Raw genomic sequence first — 22,419 nt, forward strand, 5'->3', positions numbered from 1 at the left:
ACGCGCGCGCTGCCACCGGGTCCGCCGAGCCACACCGGCGTGCCGTCGGCGAGCCAGCCGGCCGCGCCGCCGATCGACGCGCCCGGCCGCGCCGGATCCGGCATCGTCCACGTCTTCGCGCGCAGCATGCTGCCGTACAGCGACACCGTGCCTTCGCCGCGCCCGCTCGTCAGCACCGACACGAGCGTGCTCGCCGCCGCTTCGCGCGGCCGCGCGGGCATCGACTGCAGCGCGGCGAGCAGATCGGCGACCGGCACGCGACGCGCGGGTGTCATCGCGTGAAGATCGCGCAGCCAGGCCGGCGCGTGCGCGGCCGTCCAGTAGCGGCGCCAGTCCGCGGAATCGAGTTGCAGGCGCGCGGGGTTGAAATAAAGTCCACACGATTGCACGAGCGCGTGTTCGCGGTCGACGTGGCCGCCCGTCATGCAGCAATACACTTCGTCGGGATCGCCGCCGTTGCAGACGTAGTCCGGCGTCGCGACGTTGCGGTCCACCAGGTAGCCGTAGACGAACAGCTTCCAGACGCTGCCGAGTGGCGTTTCCAGCGTCGCGGGCAACGGCTGCGCGGCTCGTGGCGACAGCGCGAGTGACGCGCCGCTCGCGTCGGTTTGCCAGAGCTGGCTCTGGTTGTCGCGCAACCACGCGAAGCGCAGAGGCGGTAGCGGCGAGATCGTGGACTTTGTCGCGCTCGTGCCGATGGCTCGTGCCGGTGTGCGTGCGGCTGGAGTCGATTCCCGCATCGAAGTCGCGGCGGCAGCCGAAGCGGGTACAGAAGAAGCCGCAGCCAACGCCGAAGCAAGAATCAACGCCAGAACCGAAACCGCTAGCCACACCAAAGCACTCATCCCACCCGCACACCGTCCCACCGCGAACCCGAGCCGCGACGGCACCGCCAATCGATCATCCATCCGCCCACGCGCCCCAAACATCGCGACCTCGCCTACTGAATCCGCAACGCCGTCATGTGATCGCTCCTGCCGCCCTCGAACGCCTTCGCGTCCGGCTGATACATCCGGAAGTAGCGCGCCGGCGGCAGCGTGAACGTACCGGGCAACGAGAAGCGCACCAGTTGCCGCAACGTGACCGGCCGGTCGAGCAGCGGCACCGGCTGGTGATACGCGAGTTCGCCCATCTCGTACGACGCGACGCGCTGGAACGGCTGCGGACCGCTCCCGTCCTTCGCGCCCGGCAGGCCGTCGATCGACACGCCCCAACTGGTCGCCTCGACATCGCCGCCCGGCGGCAGCGGCACGTCGACGAGGCCATAGTGGTACGCATTGCCCGAACGCGGTGTCAGCGCGACTTCGTCGACGTAGAGCGCGTTGCTGTCGATCGCGTCGCCCGGTTTCACGAGGCGCGCGCTGAACGTCGCTCGTCCGGCCTGGCTTGCGCCGGCACCCGCTTTCTTCGAATCGGCCGCGACATCGAGCGGTTCGAGCTTGTACAGGCGACGCGCGATCGTGATGTTGAGCCGGCTGTCCTCGCTCGTATGACTGCGGAACGACACGAGCGCGGTGACGTCGCCGCGCGGCGCGCCCGCCTCGAGCGTGGCCGGCGGCGCGGCCCCGGTCCAGCGATACAGCGGCGAGCCGGTCGGCGTCGCCGTGCGCGTCCAGTCCGCGCCTTGCAGCGTGGGCAACGACGCAACCGCGACGTCGCCGCCGAGCGCCTTGCGCAGCCACAGCAGCGTCAACGCGCGATCGATCGTCGGATAGTCGGCGCTGCTTTGCGCGAGCAACGCGGCCGGATCGACCGGCGCAGCGCCTGCATCGGCAGCGCCCGAGCCGGTCATGAACAGCAGGCTCTGCACGAGCGGCGCGGGATCGTTGGCGAGCGCGCTGCGTGCGTCGCTCACGGCCGTATCGAAGCCCGCCGGCAACGTCGCATTCGACCCGCGCGCCATGCTCGCGACCAGCAGCGTCGCCATCTGCTTGCCGCGCGGCGAATCGGCCTGCGCGAACACGATGCTGTCCGCCGTGCCATAGCTGCCGCTGCCGTTGCCGTTACCTCTGCGGTTGGCCGCCGCCGCGCTCGCGCCACCGTTGGCCTTGTCGTTCGCGAGCGCCGCCGCGTCGCTCAGCAGATCCTCGGCGACACCGGCGACCGGCGTCGCAACCGGCAGCCCCATCTGCTGCAGCAACCACAGCGCGAGCGCGCGATGCAGCAGCGGCTCCTTCGCCCCCGCGTCGCGATAGACATCCATCGCGTGCTGCCAGTTATCGGCGGGCAGGCTGATGCCGAGGCCGCGGCTCGCGAGCCAGTCGGCGTAATACGCGTACGCGGTGATCAGCGCGCTGCCGCCCGTCGTATCGCCCCACCAGCCGAACGTGCCGCCGACACCCGCCAGCATCGCGAGGCGCTGACGCTGATTGCGCAACAGCGCTTCGATCCCCTGCGTCGCGCTCGCGTCGCCGCCGCGGCCGAGCGTGTCGTGCGCGAGCGCGAGCGGAATCAGCCGGCTCGAAGTCTGCTCGGCGCAGCCATACGGATAGTCGATCAGATCGTCGGCGACGCGCAGGAACTGGCTCGCCGCGTTGCCGATGAAGCGCACGCGAACGTCCTGCGCATCGGCCGGCAGATTGAGCGGCTTGCCCGCGCTATCGAGCGCGACGGTGTTCTGATGCAGATCGAGCCAGCCATTCGCGTCGAGACGGATCGTCGTCTGCAGGCGATCGACGTCCTTGCCGCCGGCGCGCAGCGTCGCGTCGATCACACCGGCCTTCAGCGCGCCGCTCGGCAAACGCAGATAGTTCGCGCCGCGCTTGAGCGTGACCTTCTGGTTCAGCGCCAGGCCGCCGCCGTTCACCACCCACTGCGCGTCCATATCGGCATCGGTCTGGTTGAACGCGATCATGTCGACGGCCGGCTGATCGTCCGCGCGGAAATGCGTCGGGCCGCTCCACTTCAGATACAGCGCCTTGTCCGAGCGCACGTACGCGGTGCGCTGCCCGACCATGCCGTCCGGCGCCGCCGCGCGCACGGTGATGCGCCAGCGCGCGAGCGAGTCCGGCATCCGGAAGCTCATCGTCGCGTGACCGTTCGCGTCGGTCTTCAGATTCGCTTCCCACGCGGCCGTGTCCTGCTCGTCGCGGCGCGGACGTTCCAGCACCTTGACGCCACGCTCGTTGTAGTTCGCGCGCTGCGGGCCACCCGGCGCGCCCTTCAGCGGCGCGCGCGCGAGGTCATAGGTGATGAACGACAGGCTCGACGACGTGCGCACGTTGTTGCGGCGCGGATGATAGAAAAAGTCGACGATGTCCGGCGCGATTTCCGGCTGCAGCACGTAGACCATTTCATCGACCACGCTGACGGTCAGATTGGCCGCTTCGGGCTTGCCGTTCAGCGTGCTGTCGAAATTCAGCGTGACGGTGTCGCCTGGCCCGTACACCGGCTTGTCGCTCTTCACGTTCAGTTCGATCCGCGGTTGCGCGACGACGATGCCCGCGTTCTGGAACACGTACTGGCCGTCATGCACGTACAGCACCGAGAACGTCATGTTCGGCGCGAAGTCCGCGCCGACCTTGATGCGTGCCTTCCATTGCGACGGCGCGACGCGTTGCAGTTGCAGCCAGTCGCCGCCCGTGCTCAGCAGCGCGCGGCGCTCGACGTTGTCGCGCTCGAGCGTGAGCAGCGCATCGTCGACGGGCATCGGGAACGTGATCAGCGCCTCGGCGGTATCGCCGATCCTGTAGCGGTCACGGTCGAACACGATCTCGACGCTGCCCGGAATCGCCTTCAGCCCGTCGCCCGCGACCCAATGACTCGTCGCGGCGAGCAGATTGCCCTCATCGTCCTTCACCGACAGCATGTACGAGCCCGGTTCGTCGAACCGTACCGGGAACGACAGCTTGCCGCCCGCGCTCGCGCTCTTCAACGCGCCTTCGCCTTGCGTCCGCGACTCGAGGCGGGTCCATTGCCATTTCGCCGGCGCGTGCGACGAAGCGTCCACCGTGCCGAGCGGTTGCAGATCGAAGCTGACCGATTCCTTCGGCTGCGTAAACGACTTCGCCGTGCTCAACCGATACGGCGTCGCGCCACGCGCGATCAGCACCTCGCGCGTCACCCGCACCTTGTACGCGGCGGCGTCCTGCGCGAACAGCGTCAGTGCGTAGCGGCTCGGCTCCTGCGCGGCCGGCAGCGTCAGGTTCGCGTTGCCGTCGCTGTCGGTCTTCAGCTCCTGCTGTTCGAGCTTGACCGGAAAAAGCCCCGAGTAACGCAATTCGCCGTCGACGATCGTCACCTTCTGCGCGCGCAGCGTGACCGAGATCCTGCTGTCGCGCACCGGCTTGCCGTCCGGGTAGCGCAACTGGATCCTGCCCTTCAGCGGCTCGCCGGTCGCGTAGTCGGCCTTGTCCATCGCGAGGTTGACGTCGAAGTGCGGCTTCACGTATTCGGCGACGCGAAACGCGCTGCCATAGACGTCGCCGAGATAATCGAAGCGCAACGTATAGCCGCCGGCGGTCGCGTCGGCGGGCAGCGTGAACGCGGTATCCGCGCCGGTATCGGACGCGAAATGCACGGTGCTGGTCGCAACCGGCGCGCCGTTCGGATCGAGCACGTCGAGCCTGATATCGGCCGCGGCGGCCGCCGACGATTGCGTCGCGTTCTGGAACGTGCGGCCGACGAACTTCACGTGCACCGTCTCGCCGGGCCGGTACATCGGCCGGTCCGTCACCGCGTAGATCTTCGTGTTGTAGATCTCGCTGTCGTAATAGAAATTCTCGGAGACGAACACGCCGCCTTGCGGATCGACGCCGAGCACGTAGCTGCGCTCGGGGCTCACGTGCTGCAACAGCAGCGCGCCGTCGCCACCGGTGGTGCCGCTTTGCAGCACGCCGACGCCGTCGGTCCAGCTCACGTCGGTATTCGCGACCGGCTTGCCGTTGTCGCGCCGCGCGGTCCACACGAGCATGCCGCCCGCGGCCGCCTTCACGACCGCCACCGTGTCCGACACGAACAGCAGCGTATGCGCGCGATAGTTGCCGATCACCGCCTCGACGATATAGAGCCCCGGCGGCAGCTTGCCGACCGGAATCATCACGTTGCCGGAACTCGCCTCGATGAAGTTACTGCTGCTGCCTTCGAGCTTGACGCCCTTTGGCGGTTCGATCACCTTCGCGTCCCAGATCGGATAGCGGAAACGCGCGACCACGTCGTAGCCCTTCAACGGCGCGAACGACGAACGCGGCTCGAACTGCGTCTGCTTGCCGGTCTGCTCGCCGAGCCTGAATTGCGGCGCGGCCTCGGTCGCCTTGCTGCGCGTCGCGAACGACAGCACGCGCTGCCACGCGCGGCGCGCTTCGGTCAACCACCGGTCCCACAGATACGCGAGCGTATTCGCGAGCCCTTCGCCCTGATAGTTCGGCGCGATGTTCAGCCGATGCAGATTCTTTTGCGCCTTCAGAAATTCGAGCGGCTTCGGCACCCGATACACGACGATGTCCGCGCCGCCGTACGGCTGCAACGCGTCCTTGAAATCGCGGCCGGGCGCTTCGAGCCGCACCTGCGCGAGCTGATCGCTGCCGAAGCTCGCGTCGGACAGCAGGAAGAACGGCTGGCCGTCGACCTTCTGCGAACCGTAGTTGCTCGGCGGCGCGGATTGCAGCGTCGGGTTCGCGGCGATGTTGGCATCGGCGGTGTTGTCCGATGCGGCGTCGTCGTCGGCGCGGGCCGGCGATGTGAAAGCGAGCGCGAGTGTCAGCACCGCGAACAGTGCGGCGAGCAGGCATGCCGCGCGACGACATACACCACGCGAGCGGGTCGCCGCCTCGATGAAGCCGATGAAACTGCCGCGCTCGATTCTTCGCATCATGGTGTCAGAAAATCCAGACGGAACACGCCAACGAAATTCGGATTGCCGTCGCGCGGCTGCCAGCGAGAGTCTTTCCATTGCATCAGGTCGGAAACGGCGACGGCGCGCAGACCGGTATCGGTCGGCGTAACGGTGCCGGTGTGATAAGCGATGTAGCGATCCAGCCAGACCATCAGATGCTGGTCGTCGCCCTGGTCGAAGAACAGCAGGTCGCACGGCAGCGCCTGATTGATGTCCTTCGAGACGAAACGGCTGTTGCGCTGGATCAGCGCGATCGCCGACGCGTACGCGCCGGTCGATCCGTCGAGCTGGGTCCAGCGGTTGGCGATCGTGCGCTGCGACGCCGACAGTTGCAGCTCGGGCGGCATGCTGCTCGCGTCCGCGAGACTCGTCATGCCGTTCGCGCGCAGCCATTTGTTGTCGTGCGGCTTCAGCGTCTCGCCGACCGCGAAGCGCACGAGGCCCGCGCAATCACGCTGCGTCCAGCGCGGCGTCGGGCCGCGCCGCAACTGCTGATCGACGATGCGCGCGAACCATGCGCGGAACGCGGCCGATTGCTGCGGCGAGAATGCGTCGGGGTCGGGAAGCGCGGTCGTCGAAGTGAGCGCGCGTGCGACGGGTGCGGTGCCGGCGAGCACGATCAGCGCTGCTGCGTGGGCCAGCCAGAGGCGGCGCGCGGTGTCGGGCCGCGCCGCATCCTTTGGGCGAAGGCGGTTCACCTAGTCAGCCTCGGTGCCGGGTTGATCCACCGGCGCCTCGAGCCCGCCAGCGTCACTGTCCGGTGCCGCAGTTCCGCCGGCATCGCCCCGCGCGCGATCGAACCACCACTCCACCGGCACCCACCCCGTCGACCCCGGCAAATCGGGCGGCAGCGTCAACGACACCGGCGGATAGTGCGCAAGCGCATGCAGCTTCGGCACCAGATGCGTGCGCGACGCGTTGCGGAACACCGCTTCCTGATCGGGCGGCAGCGCGGCGCCCGCTTCACGCTCGATCAGCGCGGCGGCCGACGACGGCGTGAGCGTCAGAATCGTGCGCGGCAGACGCTGCGGCGCGAGCGTATCGGCGAGCGCCGGATAGCGTTTGTCGAGCACCGCGAGCGTGTCGTCGACGAGACGGCTGTCCGGCGAAAAGATCAGATAGCCGTGCGCGAGGGCGAGCGTCACCGGGAAATAACGCTCCGCCGATAACTGCGCCGCGAACGACGCCTTGCCGGCAAGCGCGGTGCCCGAACGCGCGCTGACCGGCCGCTGCCACACGATGACGTCCGCGCCCTGCTGACGCATCGTGACCGGCAGGCGGAGATAGCCCGGCTTCGCGCCATCGGCCGGCGTGGCCTTCGCTTCATACGCGCCGATCACGTCGCTGAAAGTCTTGCCGAGCGCGGCTTTCAATGCGGCGCTGCCCGCTGCGTCCTGCGTCTTCACGCGCGCGACGAACACCGGCGCGAGCAGCGTGGACTTCGCATACCAGCAGACCGCCGCGGGACCCGCGAGTTGATCGCCGATCGTGGCCGCGCCCTGCGCGCCGTTATCGACGACCCTGGCGAGCAGCGCCGACGCATCGCGCCAATCCGCGGGCAAGCTCGCGCAGGCCGCCGGATTGGCCGGCAACGCGTGCCACAGGTCCGCGCTGTTCCATTGTCGCGGCAGCTTGTCCGGCTCGATCAGCGCCCACGTTTTCCACGTCGCGGCGGCGTTGCCGTTCGCTGAAGCACCGGGCGCGAAATCGAAACGCAGCGCGTCGATGCCCGAGAAAAACGCCTGATAACCGAACGACAGATAGTTGGCCGACACCACCAGCCGATGACCCTTCGGCGCATCGCCCGCCGCATCGAGCCTGTACGCGCGCGCCGCATCGTCGCGGCCCGACGACAGCATGTCGGACACCGCATCCGCACGCTCGCCGAGCAGACCGCCCTTTTCGTCGAGCAGCATGCCGGGCGCGGACAGCACCACGAGACGGTCATCCTTCACGGCGAACAGCAGCGTGCGGCCGACCGCGAGTTTCAGCGCATACACCGGCACGTCGCCGGCAAGCTTCGCGACCTGGCTCAACTGCGCGTCGCTCGTGGCGACGTTGCCGAGCCCTTGCAGCAGTTTCGCGAGGCCATTGCGATGGATCGACATCAGCCAGTAGCCGAGCCGGCCATCGGGCGAGCGCCACAGCAACACATGCGCGGGTTCGTCGAATACGCGGCGCACCAGTTCGTCGCGCCAGTCGAGCTGGTGCTCGAACGCGAGCCGCCGCAACGCGCCCTCGGCGGACAGGCGCGTCGTATCCGATTCGTAGTAGTCGACGAAGTCCTGCGTCAGCACGTCGTGCAGCAGCGGCACACGCACGATGTCGCGCGGCAGCCGCGACAGCGCTTCGCTGTCGATGACCGCATCGGGATGGTGAATATCGAGGGCGACCGCGGCGCTCTGCGCGGCCTTGCGATGCGCGAACGGACGCCACACCGCCTGAACGATCACGCCGGCCACGACCAGAAGACCGACGATCAGAATTGCCATCTTTTTTCGCGACATCTTCATCTGATTTCTTCTTCTGGGTCGATGCGATGGATGGTATTAAAACGCGGATGCCAGTCAGGATTTAAAAACCTGCTGTATCGGGTATTGAAGGCGCGATGATAACCGATATTTTTTCACTAAAACCACGCGCATCCGCAATTTGACAATCGGCCATATTTTTATCGATTCACAACAGTAACTGGTTCGAGTCGAATAAAAAAACCCGGCTGCACTTTAGATGCTCGCCGGGCTGTTTCACACGTTCCGCTGGCCTTCCTGGAGCGATCAGATTTTATTTCCCGTCGAAAAACTTTTCGAACGCCTGTTTCATTCTATTCACACCCGTTTCTATATCCGCCACCCCCGGTGCGGCAAACGATAAACGCAATGCGGCCGTATCCACGCTGTCCTTATAAAACGCAACACCGGGCACGAACATCACGTTCTGTTCGATGCACACGCGCAGATAATCGGACGCGTCACCCCCCGCCTTCAGCCGCGCCCACACGAACATGCCGCCCGCCGGCCGATGAAACGCAACGTGCGGTGCGAGATGCGCGCCGAGCGCATCGCATAGCGCGCGGCATTTCACGGCATACGCATCGACGATACGCGGCAGATGCCGCTCGAGCGCGCCGCTCGCCAGATACTCGGCGGCGATCGCCTGGGTCCACGGCGCGCTGCACAGATCGACGGTCTGCTTGGCCACCACGCAGCGGCGCACGATCTCCGCATGCGCGAGCATCCAGCCGACGCGCAAACCCGGCGCGACGATCTTCGACAGACTCGAAAAATGCACGACCCAGTCGCGCGAGCCGGGCACCTGCTCGCTCAACGCGACGAGCGAAGGCAGCGCGGCGCCGTCGAAACGCAGATCGCCATAAGGGTCGTCCTCGACGATCACAAACCGATGACGCGCGGCGAGTTTCAGCAATGCGAGCCGGCGCTTGAGCGACAACGTCGCGCCGGTCGGATTCGCGAACGTCGGTACCGTGTACAACAACTTCGGCGCGCGGCGCAACGTGCCCGCTTCGAGCAACACGGCGAGCCTGGCGACGTCGAGGCCGTGCTGATCGACGGGCACCGTCACCACGTCGGCCTGTTGCAGCTTCAGCGCCTGCAACGTCGCTGGATACGCGGGCTGCTCGACGAGCACGACATCGGCGGGCGCGACCATCACGCGCAACAGCAGATCGAAGCCTTGTTGCGAACCGGTCGTCACCAGCAGGTCTTGCGGCGCGCACCGCGTGCCGCGCCGGGTCATCAGCCGAGCGAGTTGTTCCTTGAGGATCGCGAGGCCATCGGTCGGGCCGTATTGCAGGCACAGCACAGGCTGTTGCGACGCGCGCGCCGCCGCGGCATCGAGTCCTTCACGGTCGAACAGATCGCTGGCCGGATAGCCGCCGGCGAACGAAATCATGCCGGGCCGCGCGAGGTACTGGAACAGCTCGCGGATCGGCGAGCCGCTCGGCGCTTCGAATGCGGGGTTGAACGAGAACATGGTGACGGCAGCCTGTAGTCGTGGGATGACTAGACGACGTTCTTCTCGACGATCGGCCGGTTTTCGAGCACGCGCGCAAAGCTCAGCGCGCTCAGATCGAGCGTCGTATAACGGCCGTGCAGAATCAGTTCGCTGATGCCGCGCCCCGTCGCCGGCCCTTGCTGCAAACCGTGTCCGCTGAAGCCATTCGCGAAGATGCAGTTATCGACATCCGGATGACAGCCGATGATCGCGTTCTGGTCGAGCACGTTGTATTCGTAGTAGCCGGACCAGCAGTTCTGCACGCGCAGCGCCTCGAATTGCGGCACGCGGTTCGCGAGCGTCGGCCAGATCACATCGTCGAACAGCGCATGATCGACCTCGTCGAGCGGCAGATCGTCGGGATCGTTTTCCGGCGACGGCGACGTGCCGCAGATATACGAATTGCCTTCGGGCCGGAAGTACACGCCGCTCGGATCGATCAGCAGCGGACAGCGTTCGAGCCGAGCCGGCGACGTGACGTTGAAGATACTGCGGCGCCGCGCATAGACCGGCAGGTCGATACCGATCATCCGCGCGACCGTGCGCGACCAGGCGCCGGCCGCGTTGACGACGACGTCGCACGCATGGCGCTCGCCGTCCGCGGTTTGCACCTGCGTGACGTGCCGGCCATCGCGATGCAGCGCGGTGACGTCCGCGGCGACATAGCGTGCGCCTAGAGACTGCGCTTTCTTGCGCAGCGCCTGCACGAGACCGTAGCCGTCGAACCAGCCCTCGCCGCTTTCGCCGTAAGCGCCGGCGGCGAGATCGTCCGTGTTGAGCCAGGGAAAGCGCGCTTGCAAACCGTGCCGGTCGAGCAGGCTGATGTCCGCGCCGAGACTTTTTTGCAGCGCGTGATTCTCGCGCAGCGTCGCTTCACCAGCGGGCGTCGCGAGAAACAGGTAGCCGCCCTCGTGCAGATCGATCGACGGCCGCGTGCCGTCGACTTCGAGCCGTTCGCCGATCGAGCGCAGAAACTCGATGCCGAACAGCGACATCTGAATAGAGAGCGGCGTGGAGAATTGCTGACGGATCGACGCCGCCGACAATGCCGACGACGAACACGCATAGGTCGGATCGCGTTCGATCACCGTGACGCCGACTGCCGGATCGGACAGCCGCAAGAAATACGCAATCGAGCTGCCGATCACCCCACCGCCGACGATCACGACTTTGGAACTCACGTCCTGCTCCACGAGTAACGTGGCCGCTCAGGAACGCCGGGCGGCGCAACGGATTGCAGAATGGAAAGCGCGCGCAACGGCGGGCAGCGCATGAACACATTGCCCGCCGCACACGTCACGACGTTCGCGCTTATCAGGCGTCAAGCGAGATTGAAGTCGATACCCTGCGCGAGCGGCAACGCCGACGAATAGTTCACGGTGTTGGTTGCGCGGCGCATATAAGCCTTCCACGCATCCGAACCCGACTCGCGGCCGCCGCCGGTTTCCTTCTCGCCGCCGAACGCGCCGCCGATTTCCGCGCCGCTCGGTCCGATGTTGACGTTCGCGATCCCACAGTCGCTGCCGGACGCGGACAGGAAGCGCTCCGCTTCGCGCAGATCGTTCGTGAACACGCACGACGACAAACCGTGATGCGCGGCGTTGTTCGCGTCGACCGCATCGGCGAAATCGGCGTAGCGCAGCACGTATAGAATCGGCGCGAAGGTTTCCTTCAGCACGACGGCCGTTTGCGACGGCATCTCGACGATTGCCGGACGCACGTAGTAGCCGCCCTCATAGCCCTTCACCTCGACGCGCTCGCCGCCCGTCACCTTGCCGCCCTCGGCCTTCGCCTGCTGCAACGCTTCCTGCATGCGGTCATACGATTGACGGTCGATCAGCGGACCCATCAGCGTGCCCTTTTCGAGCGGATTGCCGATCGGCACGCGGCTATACAGTTGCTTCAGACGCTCGACGGTCTTGTCGTACACGCTGTCGTGCACGAACAGACGCCGCAGCGTCGTGCAACGCTGACCCGCCGTGCCGACCGCCGAAAACAGGATGCCGCGCATCGCGAGTTCGTGGTCCGCCGTTTGCGTGACGATGCCCGCGTTGTTGCCGCCGAGTTCGAGCAGCGAGCGCCCGAAGCGCTTCGCCACTTCGACGCCGACCTTGCGGCCCATTTCGGTGCTGCCCGTCGCGCTGACGATCGACGCGCGCGGATCGGCCACCAGCTTCTCGCCGACGTCGCGGCCGCCGATCACGAGCGCGGTCAGGCCGGCTGGCGCGTCGCCGAATTCCTTCAGCGCATCTTCGAGAATCCTGTTGACCGCAAGCGCGCTCAATGGCGTCTTTTCCGACGGCTTCCAGATCACCGCGTTGCCGCACACCAGCGCGAGCGCCGCATTCCACGACCATACCGCGACCGGAAAATTGAACGCCGAAATCACGACGCAGGTGCCCATGGGATGCCACGTTTCCGCCATCCGGTGACCGGGGCGCTCCGACGCAATCGTCAGACCGTACAACTGGCGCGACAGACCGACCGCGAAATCGCAGATGTCGATCATTTCCTGCACTTCGCCCATGCCTTCCTGCAGGATCTTGCCGGTCTCCAGCGACACGAGGCTGCCGAGCGCCTGCTTCTGTTCGCGCAGACGGTTGCCGAGCAGCCGCACCAACTCGCCGCGGCGCGGCGCCGGCACGTTGCGCCACGCGGCAAAGGCGGTGTTGGCCTGCGCGAGCGCCGCGTCGACCTGCGCCACCGTGTTGCTGGCCACACGGCCGATGAGCTCGCCGGTGATCGGCGAATGAACCGCGATGTCGCCGGCTTGCGCGGCTTGAGCAATGCCGAGATCGGCGAGGATGGTGGACGCGTCCATTTGAACCCCTTTAATTTCCGATGCGAAACAAGAGTAAGTTCGGAAACTATACACGCGGGCTTTTATGGCGGCAAGGTGAAGCTACCGGTCAGAAGCGGACACAGCGCGGGATCAGCTCTGGACGCGGCAGCCTGATATCTCGCCGAATCCTTTGCCGGATGGGCGACAGCCACATCTGCTCAAGCATCGCTAAAACCCGGTTTCTACGGCGGCGCGGCAGTTCTTCGGATAAGTTCCACGCTACGAACGGAGAGATATGATAAGAAACATCGTTTCTTTTCGGAAATCCCTATATGAAGGCAGGCGGCAAACTCGACCGGAACTGGCTCAGCGTAAGCGTCAGCGCCGATCAGGACGAACTATTAGAGCCGACTAATTAACCATGCGCCGGACCTGATCAACTACTCCTGTCCGAACGTAATTGACTATCGTCCCATTCTTTTGCGACTGCACTCCCCGGTAAAACAAAAGTTCTAGGGATATTTCTGGATCTGGAAATAGAAATCCGTGAGGCTGAGCCATTCATTTATTTCCTTCCAATATCTAATTTTCAGGTAATTACTATTACCGAAATGTTTCCCATATTTCCTAATCCCTTCGAATAGAGGCCGCTGCCTGATTCCCGAAAAGAAGCCCTCGCTGTAGACCTCGTTGCTTTCCCATTTGCCAGGACACTCTGCTACCGCCCACAGCCGTAGAGAGCGATATCGCAACGTAAATTTTACGGCGCGGCCTTATTGCGGCATAGCCGATTTACCGATTCTTGGCAATACAGGAAATATCAAATATTCTTCCCGATTATTACGAAAAATTGTGAACCAAATCTAAACTTACGGGGAACTTACCAAATTTTTATTCGGGAGGTCGTATGCGCAGTAAACGCTCAATTCGACAACCTGTTTTCCAGAAGAATTCTGGCGCATTTCCCCCTCCTGAAGTCATTCCACAGCACATCGAACCTCGGATATCGGCCGCGTGCGCGGCCGTGCTCGCCAATCTCGCCCTCCTGCCGTTGCCCGTGTTCGCCAACTGCACGACAAGCGGTACGGCAACGACCTGCGATACGAGTTCTCCATCGCCCTGGGCATCGACGATCGGTGCCGGACCTGCCGCACCATCGGGCGCGAGCGTCACGCTTCAGCCGAACGCGCAGGTGGTCGTGGGGGACGCGACAGCGATCGCGCTCGGCGACAACGCGAATATCACGGTGAACTCGGGCGCGCTGGTGCAGAACACGGCGAGGACGAACAACGGGCTATATGGCACCGGCGCCAACACGATCGACTTCCGCAACAACAGCACGCTGACCGTGCAGCAAGGCGCGACGGTCATCTCGGCCGGCACGCAAGGCCAGGCCGAAGCGGTGAACCCCGAAGGCAGCGGCAACACGATCATCAACAACGGCACGATTCGCGGCGTCAACTCGGCGGCCATCTGGTTTCAGAATACGTCGGGCCTGAATACCGTCATCAACAACGCAACGGGCGTCATTCAGGCGCCCAGCAATGTGATCGGTGCATCAGGCAATGGTTCGGTCGATTTCACGAACCGCGGCCAGGTGATCGGCAACCTGATCTTCGCGGGCGGCAGCGATACGCTGCACCTGTACACGGGTTCGATCATCACCGGCAACTTCGACGGTGGCGGGGGCAACAACCTCATCACGCTGAACGGTACCGGTACGGGCACGCTGCCCGGCAATATCAGGAATTTCCAGTCGCTCTACAAGCAGGACAGCGGCATGTGGACGCTGACCGGCTCGATCATCGGCGTGACCGTTGCCGAAGTGCAGCAGGGCATCCTCGCGCTGGACGGCAATAACTCGCAGTACACGGGCAAGGTGGTGGTCGATCCGGCCGGCACGTTGCAGGCGCCCGCGCAAAGCCTGCCGCCGACGGTCAACAACAACGGCCTCGTCCAGTTCACCCAGAATGTGGACGGCACCTACGCGGGCCTGATTACGGGTGTCGGCGCGGTGCAGAAAGACGGCGCGGGCACCCTCACGCTCGCACCCACGGCAGCGGGCGGCAACACGTATTCGGGCGGCACCGTCCTGAATCAGGGCGTGCTCGCGATTTCCGCCGACAGCGCGATCGGCGCGCCGACGGGCAGCCTGGCGTTCAACGGCGGCACGTTGCAGCTCGACAGCAGCTTCGATCTGGCTGGCACGCGGCCGATATCGGTGCTGCCGGGCAATGGCACGATCGACACGCAGGGCTTCGACTCCACGATCGCGCAGAACATCACGGGCGCGGGTTCGCTCACGAAACAGGGCTCCGGGACACTGACGCTGAACGGCGAGAACAGCTACGCAGGCGGCACCGACGTGAACGAAGGCACGCTGGTCGTCGGCGACGGCTCGAGCGCGTCGGCCTCGCTGTCCGGCGGCGGCCCAGTGGCGGTCGCGGCGGGCGCGACACTGGGCGGCTATGGCAGCGTGACCGGCGACGTCGCCAACAGCGGGACGATTTCGGTTGCGAACGCGCTTGCGAGTCTTGCGAGCGGCCCGACAGGCAACTTCCAGATCAACGGCAATCTCACGAACGCGGGTCTCGCGCAGCTTGCCGGCACCAATGGCGTGGGCAATACGCTCACCGTAGCGGGCAACTATGTCGGCCAGAACGCGACGCTCGCGCTGAACACGTATCTGGCCGGCGACGGCGCGCCGTCGGACAAGCTGGTCGTGAGCGGCGGCACGGCGAGCGGCACGAGCACGCTGAACGTGCAGAACGCGGGCGGCCCCGGCGCGCCCACGCTCACCGACGGCATTCAGGTGGTGCAGGCCGCGAACGGCGCGACGACAAATCCGGGCGCCTTCTCGCTCTCGGGCGGCGGCACGATCAAGGCCGGTGCATACGAGTACTTCCTCGTAAAGGGCGGCGAGAGTGCGGGAACGGGCGAGAGCTGGTATCTGCGCAATACGATCCCCGCGTCGACCGAAACGCCGCCGACCGGTCCAACCTCGCCGCCGGGTACGCCCACACCGCCTGCGGGGCAGCAGACACCCATCGTCGTGGCTCCCGGCACCCCGGCGCCGATCGCCGAGGAGGTGGCGAGCGCCGAGGCCGGCCTGGAGCCGACAGCCAATGCGAACCCGAGTGCCAACAAGGACTCGGTGCCGGTCTACCGCCCCGAAGTGCCGCTCTATACGGAAGCGCCAAGCGTCGCGCGCCAATTGGGCATCCTGCAGATCGACACCTTCCACGACCGCCAGGGCGAACAAGGGCTCCTGACTGAAAGCGGCACTGTCCCGGCGTCATGGGCGCGTGCCTGGGGCGGCTACAGCAACATCTCGCAGAGCGGCGACGTGAAGCCTTCGTTCGACGGCTCGGTCTGGGGCATGCAGATCGGCCAGGACCTCTACGCGGACAACCAGCCGGGCGGCGCACGCAATCACTACGGCTTCCTGCTGGGGTTCTCGCGCGCGGTGGGCGACGTGGACGGCCTGGCGATGGGCCAGTACGGCTATGGCGCCGGCACGCTGCAGGTCAACGCATACAGTCTGGGCGGGTACTGGACGCACATCGGCGCGGGTGGCTGGTACACGGATGCGGTCGCAATGGGCAGCGCGCTAACGGTGCGCACGCACTCGAACGAAAACGTCGGCGGCTCGACCGACGGCAACGCGTTCACCGGGTCCATCGAAGCGGGTCTGCCGATTGCCCTCGGGTACGGACTGACGCTGGAGCCGCAAGCGCAACTGGTCTGGCAATGGCTCTCGCTCGACAGGTTCAACGACGGCATCTCGGACGTCACATGGAATAACGGCAACACGTTCCTCGGCCGCATCGGCGCGCGGCTGCAATGGACGTTCGACGCGAGCGGCGTGAACTGGAAGCCGTATCTGCGTGTGAACGTGCTGCGCGCATTCGGCGCCGACGACAAAACGACCTTCGGCGGCACGACCACGCTGGGCACGCCTGTGGGCCAGACGATGGGGCAGGTCGGCGTGGGGCTCGTCGCGCAACTGACGAAGCATGGCAGCGTGTTCGCGACCGCGAGCTATCTGTCGAACTTCGGCGGTGAGCACCAGCGTGTGGTGACCGGCAATGCGGGAGTGAGATGGTCGTGGTAACGACGCGCGCGGGTTGACAAGGGCGGCAGGGAATTCGCGGGAGATCCGAAGCAAAGGCGCGGCGGCCCGCGCCGGGCGGGCCGTCCGTCCTCGCGCGCGGTCAGAACGACGTGCGCAGACCGGCGGTGACCACCCACGGATTGAAGCCCGGCGTGACAGCCGCGTAGGTCGGGTTGAGCAGCGCGAAGCCCTGGGTCGAATGGCTGTTGTTGGTGATCCGCGCCGCGTAGCCGTATAGCTGCGTACGCTTCGACAGGTAGTACACATAGCCGACGTTGTAGGCCATCGCGCGCGCTTCGGCATTCTCGATGCGGCGCGCGACGCCGAGCTCGATATCGCCGGGGCCGGCCGGAATCTTCGCGTTCACCATGAACGACGACGCGAACCAGGCGGTCGAGTCGGTGCGCTTCGAGTACAGGTAGTTCGCGCCGAACACGTTGTTGCCGATCTGATACGTCGCGGCGACGATCTGCGTCAGTTGCGACGACGGCGTGAACGTCGTCGTGTTCTCGTAGTACTGGTAGCGGTTGAAGCCGTAGCCGAGCATCAGACCGTTCTTCGCGTACTGCATGTTCATGCCGATGTTGCGGCCGTCGGCGGTCTGCCCCGACGCATTCTGCGAGCCGAACGAATAGCCGAGTTCAGCCGAAAAGCCGCCGAGCGTGTTCGGCGTGCGGTAGCGCACCGCATTCTGATAGAAGCCGCCGGTGCCGGATTTGCCGAGCGTCGTCGTGTGCTGCAGCGACATGATCGCGGCCGGGTTCGACAGGCCATAGGTGGCGACGTCCGAGCCGAGGTAGACCCAGTAGATCGGCAAATACAGGCTGCCCGCGTCGATGCTGCCGTAGCGCGTGCTCGACAGACCGACCGACGCGCCCCGGTTGAACATCGTCGAGCCGCCGCCCACGCCGGTATAGGTGTTGAAGCCGGTCTCCAACTGGAAATTCGCGCGATAGCCCTGGCCCAGGTCCTCGCTGCCGCGAAAGCCGAAACGCGACGCCTGCAGGTTGCCGCTCGCGGCCATCGCGGTCGGCGATACGGTGCTGTTGAACTTGCCGTACTGGACCGCCGCGTCGACGATGCCGTACAGCGTGATGCTCGATTGCGCGCGCGCCGCCGGCGCGGCGGCAGCGCAGGCGGCCGCGAGCGCGCATAGTGCGATGCCGTTGGCCGGCTTGCCGCGCCGCTGCCCGTTAGTGTGGTCACGCATGCTGCGAGCTTGCGCGTGGCGATACTGCGAGAGTTTCTTTTCGGCTGCCATCAAAGCGTCTCCAAACTTGTATTTCTGGTTTTAATCACGCCAACAAACTTCGATCCGACTGCATCGCCGCGCAACCGCGGCGCTTGCGCGTCACCCGACCACCGACACCTGCGCGAGTCCCGCATCGACGACGAGGTTCTGGCCGGTGATCGCCGCCGCCTGCGGGCTCGCGAGAAACAGCACCGAGTCGGCGATATGCGCGGGTTCGACGCGAAACTTCAGGCATTGCAGGTCGATGAACTGCCGGTCGGCGGCGGCATCGCGCCACAGCGCGCTCTGCCGTTCGGTGACGACCGCGCCGGGCAGCACCGCGTTCACGCGGATGTTCTGTTCGCCGAGCTCGCGCGCGAGCGTGCGCGTGATGCCCGAAATCGCCGCCTTCGACGCGGTGTAGCCGATCAGGTTGGGCCGCCCGCGCAGCCACGAAATCGAGCCGAGATTGACGATCGCGCCGCCGCCCGCCGCGTGCATCGCCGGTGCGACGCGCTGCGTCGCGAACACGTGATGCGTGAGGTTCACCGCGAGCATGTCGTGCCACATCTCGACGCTCAGATCGCCGAGCGCATGACGCGTGTCGCGGCCCGCGTTGTTGACCAGCGTGCGGATCGGGCCGAGCGCGCGCGCGGCATCGTCGAGCACGACGCGATACGCGTCGATGTCGCGCACATCGCAGGCAGCGAACCAGGGTTTCAGACGCTTCACGCGATTCTCGCCGCCCAGGTCGTCGCCCGCGGTGGCGAGGCGTTCGCACAACGCAAGACCCGCGGCGCTGTCGATGTCGCAGAACGCAACCTGCGCGCCCTGCTCCCAGAACGCTTCGACCAGCGCCTCGCCGATGCCGGACGCGCCGCCGGAAATAAATGCAACGTGGCCCGCGAGGCCCGGATAAAGTGGCCGTGATGTCATGGGTGTTTCCTTCGAGAATCGATTGCTTGCGGTGTGAGCGTGAGCCGCATCTGCCCTTCGAGCGTCGCGCCCGGTTCGAGCACGTGCATCGCCGGCTCGACGCCGTTCAGTGCGTTGTTCGGATGGCTCACCGGTTCGAACGCGAAGAACGGCTGGCGCTCGGGGCGGAACAGCACCGCGCAGCGCAGCGTGTCGCTCGCGTCGATATGGATGCGGTGATGCGGCGTATCGATCGACGCAGCGCGGCTCCAGCCGGTAAAGCAGTTGTCGATGACGGTGTCGTCGAGCGCTTGCAGCGCGGGCGGCTCGACGCGCGCGCCCGGCAGGTTGTCCGGACCGTTGACGAGCATCGCGTCCCACTGCGTCGCGAGCCGGGTCTTGCCGGGTCCGGCATGCAGCGGGAAAAACGGATGCCAGCCGAGACCGGCGGGCGCGCGGCGCGAGTCGGCATTGGTCACGCTCATCGTCAGCGTGAGCGTGTCGCCGGCGATGCCGATACGCTGGCGCACGTCGAGCGCGAACGGCCATGAACGATCGGGCGTGTGGTTCAGACGCAGATCGAGCGCGCCATCGCCGTGCGATTGCACCGACCACTCGCGCTGAAAGCCGACGCCGTGAACCGCGTGCGGCTCGTCGGCGAAGTTCGCGTGCAACGCGTACGCGTGACCGTCGAAATCGAAGCGGGCGCTGCCGACGCGGTTCGAAAACGGCACCAGCGGATAGCACGCCGTCTTGCGCACGTTGCCTGCCGCGAGATGTTCCTCGGTCGTCGGCCGCAGCACGTGATGGCCGCGCCAGCGCGCATCGATAATCGAGCCGCCGAGCGACGGCGCGAGCCGCACGCGCCATACGTCGCTGGTCAATTCGAGCAGCGGGTGAGCGATACGCATCTCAGTACGGGCCGCCTGCATTGGCGGCCGGCTGCGCGTCCGTCAGCTCCGCGATGAACGCGTTGGCCTGGCGCATCATCATGCCCATGTCCGAGGCGATCGCGACGAAGTCGTAGCCCATCTCGATGAACTCGCGCACCATCGCCGGCGTCGGCCCGACGATGCCGATCGGGATGCCCACCGCGTTCGCGCGGCGCGCGCAATCGGCCAGCGCCGCGCGCACTTCGGCATCGGCGAGGTTGCCGATCTTGCCCATCGCCGCCGACAGATCGCCCGGTCCGACGAACAGCGCATCGACGCCCGGCACCGCGGCAATCGCCTCGAGCTGCGCGATCGCTTCCGGCGTTTCGAGTTGCAGGATGCAGGCGGTTGCTTCGTTCGCGCGCCGGCCGAATTCGCTCCACGTGCCATAGCGGCTCGCCCGATGCATCGCCGCGAAACCGCGCGTGCCGAGCGGCGGGAATTTCGTGCAGGCAACCGCCGCGCGCGCCTCTTCGACGCTCTGCACGAACGGGAACATCAAGGTCGGCGCGCCCATGTCGAGCGCGCGCTTGGCGAGCGTCGCATCCGTTTTCGCGAGCCGCACGACCGGCGCCGCACCGCCGCAGTCGACCGCCTGCAGCAGATGCAGCACGTCGGTGAATTCGAGCGGCACGTGCTCCATGTCGATCAGCAGCCAGTCGAAGCCGGCATGGCCGAGCCCTTCGGCGCTCGCGGGCGACGCGGCCATCAGCCACGTGCCGAGCGGTTTGGCGCGCATCGTGCCCGTACCGGGCTGCGCCTTCAGCGCATCGCGAAACGCATTGCGCGTCGGGTCCTGCTTGAGTCGTTGGTTCATGACGTGTCCTGGAATCGGAAGAATCAGAAGATGGGCGGTTCGACCGGTTCTTCGAAGCCGGCGAGGAAATCGAAGTCGCAGCCCTGGTCGGCCTGCGTCACGTGATCGACGTAAAGACGGATGTAGCCGCGCTGCCGCGGCTTCGGCGGCGCGCGCCAGCTTTCGCGGCGAGCCGTGAGTTCCGCGGCGGACAGCAGCACGTCGAGGCGGCCCGCTTCGACGTCGAGCTCGATGATGTCGCCGGTGCGGATCAGCGCGAGCGGACCGCCCGCCGCCGCCTCGGGCGCGACGTGCAGCACGCAGGTGCCGTAATGCGTGCCGCTCATGCGCGCGTCGGAAATGCGCAGCATGTCGCGCACGCCGGCCGCGAGCAGCTTCTTCGGAATCGGCAGATTGCCCCACTCGGGCATGCCGGGCGCGCCGATCGGGCCGCCGCCGCGCAGCACGAGCACGGTGTCGGCATCGACGTCGAGATCGGGCGCGTGAATCCGCGCGTTCATCTCGGCGATCGAATCGAACACGAGCGCGCGGCCGCGATGCCTGAGCAGATGCGGGCTCGCCGCGCTCGGCTTGATCACGGCGCCGGACGGCGCGAGGTTGCCGCGCAGCACCGCGAGCGCCGAACCTTCGGTAACGGGATTGCCGAGCGGACGGATCGCGTCCTCGCCTTGCGGACGCATGCCCGCCTCGAAAGCCGCGAGGTTTTCGCCAAGCGTCCTGCCGTTCACGGTCAGACAGTCGAGCGACAGACGCGGCTTCAACTCCGACAGCAGCGCCGGCAAGCCGCCCGCGTAATAGAAGTCTTCCATCAGCCGCGCGCCCGACGGGAAGATGTCGGCGAGCACCGGAATATTCGCGCCGACGCGCGAGATCTCGTCGAGCGTCAACGGTACGTTGCCGCGCCCCGCGATCGCGATCGTGTGAATCGCCGCGTTGGTCGAGCCGCCGAGCGCCATATACGCGACGATGCCGTTTTCCACGGCCGCGCGGTCGAAGAAGCGGCTCGGCTTCAGATCCTCCCACACCATGCCGACGATGCGCTCGCCGCTCGCCGAGCACATGCGCGGATGCGCGGAGTCCATTGCCGGAATGCTGGTCGCGCCGGGCAGCGTAAAGCCCATCGCCTCGACGATCGAGGTCATCGTGCTGGCGGTGCCCATCGTGTTGCAGGTGCCCGGCGCGCGCGTCATGCGCGCTTCGAGCGAAATCCATTCGGGCTGGTCGAGATTGCCCGCGACGTATTCGTCCCAGAACTTCTTCGTATGCGTGCCCGCGCCGACCACCTGGCCGCGATGACGGTCGCTCAGCATCGGGCCGGCCGGCACGAAGATGCACGGCAGATCCGCCGACAGCGCCCCCATCAGGAGACCCGGCGTGGTCTTGTCGCAGCCGCCCATCAACACCGCGCCGTCGATCGGCAGCGAACGCAGCAGCTCCTCGGTTTCGATCGCGAGCAGATTGCGGTAGATCATCGTGGTCGGCTTGACCATCACTTCGCCGAGCGACATCGCCGGCAGTTCGAACGGCATGCCGCCCGCCTGCAGGATGCCGCGCTTGACGGCCTCCGCGCGCTCGCGCAGATGCGCGTGACACGGCGACAGATCGCTCCACGTATTGATGATGGCGATCACCGGCCGCGACATGAATTCCTCGCGGCGCAAACCCATCTGCTGCAGACGCTGGCGATGCGCGAACGAGCGCATGTCGTCGGGAGCGAGCCAGCGCTGACTGCGCAGATCGGCGAGTTGTTTGAGCTTGAGCTTGTCTTGCACGATAGAGAA

At 66.1% G+C, this 22,419-nt stretch carries 13 protein-coding genes; 1 reads left to right on the top strand and 12 read right to left on the bottom strand.

The genetic code is table 11. The annotated features are described in order from the left end of the window. The 7 genes from QM685_RS33890 to QM685_RS33920 form a co-directional block, all read right to left on the bottom strand. The coding region (locus QM685_RS33890) for a DUF2300 domain-containing protein (RefSeq protein WP_415123618.1) at positions 1-740 on the bottom strand (740 nt) is incomplete at its 3' end. A 200-nt stretch (positions 741-940) separates the two neighbouring features. Beyond that, positions 941-5,812: an alpha-2-macroglobulin family protein gene (locus tag QM685_RS33895; RefSeq protein WP_415123619.1), complete on the bottom strand. Its 4,872-nt coding sequence runs from the start codon at positions 5,810-5,812 to the stop codon at positions 941-943. After that, complete coding sequence (locus QM685_RS33900) at positions 5,809-6,531, bottom strand: DUF1175 domain-containing protein (RefSeq protein ID WP_415123620.1); 723 nt, start codon at positions 6,529-6,531, stop codon at positions 5,809-5,811. Before QM685_RS33900 ends, QM685_RS33895 begins: the two co-directional genes overlap by 4 nt. After that, complete coding sequence (locus QM685_RS33905) at positions 6,532-8,346, bottom strand: DUF2138 domain-containing protein (protein WP_415123621.1); 1,815 nt, start codon at positions 8,344-8,346, stop codon at positions 6,532-6,534. 271 nt (positions 8,347-8,617) lie between these two features. Further along, the gene (locus QM685_RS33910) at positions 8,618-9,826 is read right to left on the bottom strand and encodes a PLP-dependent aminotransferase family protein (protein ID WP_415123622.1); all 1,209 of its coding nucleotides are present in this window, start codon (positions 9,824-9,826) and stop codon (positions 8,618-8,620) included. A 29-nt stretch (positions 9,827-9,855) separates the two neighbouring features. Next, positions 9,856-11,028, bottom strand: a complete 1,173-nt coding sequence (locus QM685_RS33915; RefSeq protein WP_415123623.1) for an NAD(P)/FAD-dependent oxidoreductase — start codon at positions 11,026-11,028, stop codon at positions 9,856-9,858. Between the two features lie 140 nt (positions 11,029-11,168). Then, positions 11,169-12,668 (bottom strand): aldehyde dehydrogenase family protein, encoded by a 1,500-nt coding sequence (locus QM685_RS33920; RefSeq protein WP_415123624.1) that lies wholly within the window; start codon positions 12,666-12,668, stop codon positions 11,169-11,171. Between the two features lie 985 nt (positions 12,669-13,653). On the opposite strand from QM685_RS33920, the gene QM685_RS33925 reads away from it, so the two are divergent. Next, positions 13,654-16,743: an autotransporter outer membrane beta-barrel domain-containing protein gene (locus tag QM685_RS33925; protein WP_415123625.1), complete on the top strand. Its 3,090-nt coding sequence runs from the start codon at positions 13,654-13,656 to the stop codon at positions 16,741-16,743. Between the two features lie 100 nt (positions 16,744-16,843). On the opposite strand, the gene QM685_RS33930 is transcribed toward QM685_RS33925, so the two are convergent. From QM685_RS33930 to QM685_RS33950, 5 genes are all read right to left on the bottom strand, one after another. Then, positions 16,844-18,004: a porin gene (locus tag QM685_RS33930; RefSeq protein WP_415123626.1), complete on the bottom strand. Its 1,161-nt coding sequence runs from the start codon at positions 18,002-18,004 to the stop codon at positions 16,844-16,846. 90 nt (positions 18,005-18,094) lie between these two features. Next, positions 18,095-18,910, bottom strand: a complete 816-nt coding sequence (locus QM685_RS33935) for an SDR family NAD(P)-dependent oxidoreductase (RefSeq protein ID WP_415123627.1) — start codon at positions 18,908-18,910, stop codon at positions 18,095-18,097. Continuing rightward, on the bottom strand, positions 18,907-19,800 hold the full coding sequence (locus QM685_RS33940) for an aldose 1-epimerase (RefSeq protein WP_415123628.1): 894 nt from the start codon (positions 19,798-19,800) through the stop codon (positions 18,907-18,909). Before QM685_RS33940 ends, QM685_RS33935 begins: the two co-directional genes overlap by 4 nt. Before the next feature lies 1 nt (position 19,801). Next, positions 19,802-20,638 carry an HpcH/HpaI aldolase family protein gene (locus tag QM685_RS33945; protein ID WP_415123629.1) on the bottom strand — a complete coding sequence of 279 codons (837 nt, stop codon included), beginning with the start codon at positions 20,636-20,638 and terminating at the stop codon, positions 19,802-19,804. Positions 20,639-20,661: 23 nt separating this feature from the next. After that, complete coding sequence (locus QM685_RS33950; RefSeq protein ID WP_415123630.1) at positions 20,662-22,410, bottom strand: IlvD/Edd family dehydratase; 1,749 nt, start codon at positions 22,408-22,410, stop codon at positions 20,662-20,664. Between the last annotated feature and the right edge of the window lie 9 nt (positions 22,411-22,419).

Origin of the sequence: Paraburkholderia sp., assembly GCF_047605525.1 — a bacterium.
Classification (GTDB): domain Bacteria; phylum Pseudomonadota; class Gammaproteobacteria; order Burkholderiales; family Burkholderiaceae; genus Paraburkholderia.